This window comes from Micromonospora sp. D75, assembly GCF_018070405.1.
GTDB classification, from domain to species: domain Bacteria; phylum Actinomycetota; class Actinomycetes; order Mycobacteriales; family Micromonosporaceae; genus Micromonospora; species Micromonospora chalcea.
This window is the reverse complement of record NZ_JAGPXV010000352.1, coordinates 1-6,228: the sequence shown is the minus strand read 5'-3', so window position 1 is coordinate 6,228 and position 6,228 is coordinate 1. Positions and strand designations below refer to the sequence as shown.

Genomic DNA, 6,228 nt, shown 5'->3' with positions numbered 1-6,228 from the left:
GACCGAGCCCGACCGGTACGGCGCACCGCGTCCCGGTGCCGACCAGCGGTGGCAGGGTCAGCGCCCGCCGGTCGACCGGTCCCGCCCGCACCAGGGCGAGTGGCCCATCATCGAGCCGCGGCCCCGTCCCGAGACGGACACGCGCCGGCCGGACGAACGGCAGCGCCCACCCGTGGAGCGGCCGGCGCCGCAGCGGTACCCGATGCCGCCGTCCGACGCCACCCGGCCGCCCACCGTGATGCCCCGTCCCGAGCCCAGTCGGTCACAGCCGGATGCCGCCGCCCGCCCCGAGACCCGTGCCCCGCAGTGGCCGGTGCGGCCGGACGAGCGCAGGTCGGCGCCACCGGACGAGCGCAGGTCGGCGCCGCCGGTGCAGTGGCCGGTGCGGCCGGCCGGTCACCCGCCGCCCCGGGTCGCCGACGGCCGGGAGACGGCACCTGTCGAGCCGGCCGCACACACCCGTCCCGACGACCGTCCCCGGGTCGTCCCGGTACGGCCCGATCCGGTGCCGCCGCCGGCCACGCCCGGGCGTTCCGGGGAGGGCTCGGCCGCGCCTCGGACCGGCGACACCCCGCGTCCGGCACCTCCTGCGCCGCAGGCCGGCGTGCCCGTCGCGGACGCTCTCGTTTCCGGAGCGCTCGCCCCCGCCGCGCCGCAGGCCGACATGCCTGGCGCGGGCAGCCCCGCTTCCGGCGCGGTCACCCCCGTTCCGCCTCCTTCCGACGCGCACGTCTCCCGTGCGCCCACGTCCGGAGCGCCCACTTCTGGAGCGCAGCGTCCGGGTGGCGCGGCACCGACGGACCGGAGCGAGGGCGCGGCCCGGCCCACGCCGTCGCAGGACGGGACCGCCGAGCGTCACGGCCCGCCTTCTTCCGACCCGGTGAACACGGCGCAACCCGCGAGGGCTCGCCCGGCACCGCCTGCCTACTCCGGTTCCGTGCCCGCACAGCAGACCGCGGGCAGGCCGCCCGTACCCACACCGGCCGAGCAGCAATCCGACGTCAGGCCCGCCGACTCGGTGGAGCACCCGGCCCCGATCGCGCCCCGGCCAGCCGTGGAGAGCGGCGCCGTCGGCGAGCCCGAGGCCGGACCGGACGCCGAGGCCAAGCCGTCGGATGTGGATGCCGGTCGTCGGCGCGAGTCCGAGGTGGAGGTTTCGTCCACGTCGGCCCCTGATGCCGACCGGCCCTACGCCGACGCCAGTGCCCGTCCCGCGCCCGGCACAGGACGGACGGAACCCGGCCCGGCTGTCGACCGGACCGGCGAGCCATCGGAGCGAGCCGAGCACCCCCGCCCGGGGGCGACAACCGCTCCGCCCTCCCCGGCCACGGACTCCGGCGCCGAGGCATGGTTCCGTCCCAGCCAGCCCGCCGCCCCCGCCCAGACACCGGAACCGCCGGAGATCTTGGAAGATTTCGGCCCCCCTGGGGGCCATTTCGTACCAGGATCTCCGGCAGACCGGGCCCAGCCGGCGACGATTCGTACCCCCGAGGTGGCCGAGGCCGGGTCCGGTACCGGCTCGACGCCGCCCGCTACCGGCGTCACCACGCCATCCGACGCCGCAACCAGCGACGCCACACCGAGCGCCCCTGCCGCCACCGACATCAGCACCAACGCAAACACCGACACCGACGAATCCACGAGCACCGCGGACCCGGCGGCCGGACACCTGGACACACCGGACGGGACCGCTTCCGGCGGGGAGAACGCGGGCAACCGCATGCCCGCCACCGGCACGTCCGCCGACACCGGAAGCGGCCGGCCGGTCACCGACGCCGAGCCGCCGGTCACTGTGGATGCCGGGCAGGACGCCACGGATTCAGAGGCTGGCGGCGGGAGCCAGACAGCCGGCGAGCCGGGCGGGGCCGGTCACGTCGAGGAACCGGCCACCACACCGGAGCCGACCGGCAGCATCCGGGCCGACGCCGACCGCGCCGACATCACCGCCTCGCCACTGGAGTCTCCGGGCAGCCGAGCCGAAGCCGACCTCACGAGCATCGCGACCCCGCAATCGGCACCCGCCGGCACCGAGCCCGCCGGCATCACGATCCCGCAGCCGCAGGCCGCCGACACCCCGGCCACCGCGCCCGGCGAGGACTCCGACGGCGAGACCGCACCGACCGGTGACCCGGACCGCGCCCCCGCCGAGCCCGCGGCCGACGGCAAGCCCGCACCTCACACCGACACCACAACCGTCGACCCGGAGCACGACCGCGAGCCCGCACCACCCGAGCCCGCCGACGAGCCGACCGCTCAGACCGACGACGCGCCGACTCCCCGTACCGAAGAAGCGGACACCGACGCGGACGCCGAACCGGCCGGACCGCCGCCGCCCCCGGCGGACCCGGAGCAGGCCCTCGCCGCGGTCGGCTGGCGGCTGGATCCGCGTACGCTGCGCGAGGAGGCGCCCGATCCGGCGCAGTTGCGGCTGATCCGGGACGGCCTGACCGGCAAGCTCGACACCACACTGGACAACCGTGGCCGGGCCCGGCTGCTGAGCCTGCGCGCGGTGGCGTCGCGGATCCTCGGCGACCTGGACGACGCGCTCGGGGACGCGCGGCTGGCAGTCACGTACGCGGAGACGACGGGTGAGCTGCGGCGTACCGCGTTGGCCCGGGCCCGTCTCGCGGAGGCGCTGCGGTGGCGGGGTGACCACGCGGAGGCCGACCGGCTCTTCGCCGAGACGAACTCGCCGGAGCTGCCGGACCCGCTGCGCGCGTTGCTGCACGAGCACGCCGGGCGGAGCTGCTACGACCAGGGACGGCTGACAGAGGCGTGCCTGCACTTCGAGCGGGCGCTGGACCTGCGCCACGGCGAGGACGCGGCGATGAACGCGCGCGTCGAGGTGGCGCTGGACGCGGTCGCGGAGCGGGCCGCCGCCGACGGTTTCGGTCCGGCCCCGCGCCGGCCCGAGGAGGTGCTCGGCGCGCCGCGTCTCCCGGTGGCGACGTTCGACGAGGAGCAGCAGCTCTGGGGGTACGCGAATGCCGACGGCGAGATGGTGATCGCGCACCGGTACGCCGAGGTGCAGCCGTTCCACGAAGGGCTGGCCTGGGTACGCCGTCCGGAGGCGTCCCGCTGGGCGCTGATCGACACGTCCGGCGCGGCGCTGATCGAGGCGAACAACGGCTACCGGGCGGTGGGCGCCTTCTCCGAGGGGCTGTCCTGGGTGTCGATGGACGGCAAGGGCCGCTGGATGGCCGTGGACCGGATGAACATCGTGCGGATCCCGCCCGGGTACGAGGAGGTCAGGTCGTTCCGCAACGGACTGGCGGCGGTACGGCAGAACGGCGGCTGGGGCGCGGTGGACCTCACCGGCGAGGTGGTGGTGCCGACCCGGTACCACGGTCTCGGCACGCCGCTGGCCGACGGACGGAAGGTGGACGGGTTCACCGCCGACGGCCTGGCCGTGGTCGAGCTGGCCGGCCGCCGGGGCGTGGTGGACCGCGCCGGGCGGGTGGTGGTCACGCCGGCGTACCCGACTGTGGTGGTGCATCCGGTGGCGTTCATGGTCGCCACGGAGTCGGGCCGGTGGGGCGCGCTGGACCGGCGCGGCGACCCGCTCATCGACCCGGTGCATCCCGGCCGCGCGGCGGTGGTAGCGGAGATCGACCGTCTGCTCGCCGACGCCAGCCCGGTGCTCTGACCCGCGCCCGGCGGGGAGCGCCGGACGGCGGTCGCCACCGGGCAGGACTAGGGTCGGGAGCATGGAATTCCGTCACCTGGGCCGCTCCGGCCTGATGGTCAGCGAGATCTCGTACGGCAACTGGATCACCCACGGCTCACAGGTCGAGGAGGACGCCGCGCTCGCGTGCGTCCGCGCCGCTCTCGACAGCGGCATCACCACGTTCGACACCGCCGACGTGTACGCCGGCACCCGGGCCGAGTCGGTGCTCGGCCGCGCGCTCAAGGGTGAGCGCCGCGAAGGGCTGGAGATCTTCACCAAGGTCTACTGGCCGACCGGGCCGGGCCGCAACGACAGGGGCCTGTCCCGCAAGCACATCATGGAGTCGATCGACGGCTCGCTGCGCCGCCTGCAGACCGACCACGTCGACCTCTACCAGGCCCACCGGTACGACTACAGCACGCCGCTGGAGGAGACGATGGAGGCCTTCGCCGACGTCGTACGCTCCGGCAAGGCGCACTACATCGGCGTCTCCGAGTGGAAGGCGTCGCAGCTGCGCGAGGCGCACGCGCTCGCCCGTGAGCTGCGCATCCCGCTGATCTCCAACCAGCCGCAGTACTCGATGCTGTGGCGGGTCATCGAGACCGAGGTGATCCCGGCCAGCGAGGAGCTGGGCATCGGTCAGATCGTCTGGTCGCCGATGGCGCAGGGCGTGCTGTCCGGCAAGTACCTGCCGGGCCAGCCGCCGCCCGCCGGCTCCCGCGCCACCGACGAGAAGTCCGGCGCGAACTTCATCGCGCGGTTCCTCAACGACGACGTGCTCACCCGGGTGCAGCGGCTCAAGCCGCTGGCCGAGCAGGCCGGACTGACGATGGCGCAGCTCGCCGTCGCGTGGGTGCTGCAGAACCCGAACGTCGCCTCGGCGATCGTCGGCGCGTCCCGGCCCGAGCAGGTGCACGACAACGTGAAGGCGGCGGGCGTGAAGCTCGACGCCGACCTGCTGAAGGCGATCGACGAGATCGTCGAGCCGGTCACCGAGCGGGACCCGGCGAAGACCGAGAGCCCGGCGCAGCGTCCGTGACGTCGCGCCGTTCCCGGGCCGGCTCGCTCCGGCCCGGGAACGGCCGGTCGGCTACTGCCAGAAGCGGATCAGGGCGTAGCCGATCTGGTACAGCTCCCGCGGCAGCCCGAGCGCGTCGCCGACGGCGAACACCGCGCCGAAGAACGCCCGGTTGATCTGCGGGCTCCACAGCAGCGCGAACAGCAGGATGAAGCCGTACGGGGCGAACAGGTCGTACATCCGCCGGTAGGCGGGGCTGAGCCAGGGCTGGAGCATGTTGCCGCCGTCCAGGCCCGGCACCGGCAGCAGGTTGAGCACGCTGGCGGTGAGCTGGAGGAACGCGAGCAGCCCGACACCGGCCCAGAACTCCAGCGGGCCGCCCAGCTCGGGGCCCCACGCCACCGCGGCCACCAGCACCAGCGTGAACAGCACGTTTGTGGCCGGCCCGGCCAGGCTGACCAGCGTGTGCCGCAGCCGGCCGGGGATGGCGTGCCGGTCCACCCAGACCGCGCCACCGGGCAGGCCGATGCCGCCGAGCAGCACCACGACCACCGGCAGCACGATCGACAGCAGCGGGCTGGTGTACTTCAGCGGGTTGAGCGTCAGGTAGCCCCGGTGGGCGATGTCCCGGTCACCGGCCCGGTACGCGACCACGGCGTGGGCGTACTCGTGCAGGCACAGTGAGACCAGCCAGCCGGAGACCACGAAGAGGAACACGTCGAACCGGACGTTGCCGTACCGGTTCCAGGCCATCACCCCGCTCGCCACGAAGAGCGCGACCAGGGCCAGGAAGATCGGGCTCGGCCGGAACGCCGCCCGGGGCACGCCGAGGACCAGCGGCTCGCCGGGACGGTCGTAGCCGGTCATTCGGCCGGGGGTTGCAGGCTCATCCGGTAGTCCACCCGGTCGTCCTCGACCAGCACGACGGTGGTGACGCCGGATGCCGCGAGCTCCCGCCAGGTCTGGCCGATCCACGACTCGGCGTCCGCCTGGCTCGTGAACGACTCATCCGGCCCGTCGACCGCGTCGCCGTTCGTGCCCTCGTACCGCCAGCTCCACGCCATGCCGCGTCTCCCCTCGCCGCCGTCGTCCCGCAGGACGCCAAACCTCCGCAAGCCTAGTCGCCCGCCCACGACGCTTCACCCCTCGACCGGCGCGGGCCGACGCGCGGGTGCCCGCAAGGTTCGGCCGTCACCAGCGGGGTATCCACGCCGGACGTCGTCAGCGAGGGAGGACACCATGCGGCCGTTGCGGGAGATGGACACCGAGGAGATACGGGCGATGGCGGTACGCGGCGGCATCGAGGCGGCCCACGAGATGGACCGGGAGGAGCTGCTCGACGCGCTTCTCGCCCGCCCCGGCGAGGGAGCCTGGCAGGAGGATCCGAAGCCGGTTGACGTGAATCCCAACGACTATCGCTTCGAGGCCCCCGAGCGCCGACCGCGATGAGCCACCTCTCACTGCCCCGCCGGGGCGGCGGCATCTAAGGTACGGGGCATGTCCGTTGACGGGTGGCACACCCTCCTGGTGCTCGGCGGTATCC

5 protein-coding genes are annotated in these 6,228 nt (G+C 74.4%); 3 read left to right on the top strand and 2 right to left on the bottom strand.

The features are described from left to right. Positions 1-1,492: 1,492 nt before the first annotated feature. Positions 1,493-3,646, top strand: coding sequence for a WG repeat-containing protein (locus KBX39_RS20170; protein WP_312247466.1), 2,154 nt, complete (start codon positions 1,493-1,495; stop codon positions 3,644-3,646). Positions 3,647-3,707: 61 nt separating this feature from the next. Next, positions 3,708-4,706: an aldo/keto reductase family protein gene (locus tag KBX39_RS20165; RefSeq protein WP_030500117.1), complete on the top strand. Its 999-nt coding sequence runs from the start codon at positions 3,708-3,710 to the stop codon at positions 4,704-4,706. Between the two features lie 51 nt (positions 4,707-4,757). Here the strand turns inward: KBX39_RS20165 and KBX39_RS20160 are convergent, their stop codons facing one another. Both KBX39_RS20160 and KBX39_RS20155 read right to left on the bottom strand, forming a co-directional pair. Continuing rightward, positions 4,758-5,552 (bottom strand): site-2 protease family protein, encoded by a 795-nt coding sequence (locus KBX39_RS20160; protein ID WP_043329346.1) that lies wholly within the window; start codon positions 5,550-5,552, stop codon positions 4,758-4,760. Further along, positions 5,549-5,749 carry a hypothetical protein gene (locus tag KBX39_RS20155; RefSeq protein ID WP_043329344.1) on the bottom strand — a complete coding sequence of 67 codons (201 nt, stop codon included), beginning with the start codon at positions 5,747-5,749 and terminating at the stop codon, positions 5,549-5,551. The genes KBX39_RS20160 and KBX39_RS20155 overlap by 4 nt, the downstream gene beginning before the upstream one ends. Positions 5,750-5,924: 175 nt before the next feature. Between KBX39_RS20155 and KBX39_RS20150 the strand changes: the two genes are divergently transcribed. Next, complete coding sequence (locus tag KBX39_RS20150; protein WP_018785377.1) at positions 5,925-6,134, top strand: hypothetical protein; 210 nt, start codon at positions 5,925-5,927, stop codon at positions 6,132-6,134. Positions 6,135-6,228 lie beyond the last annotated feature (94 nt).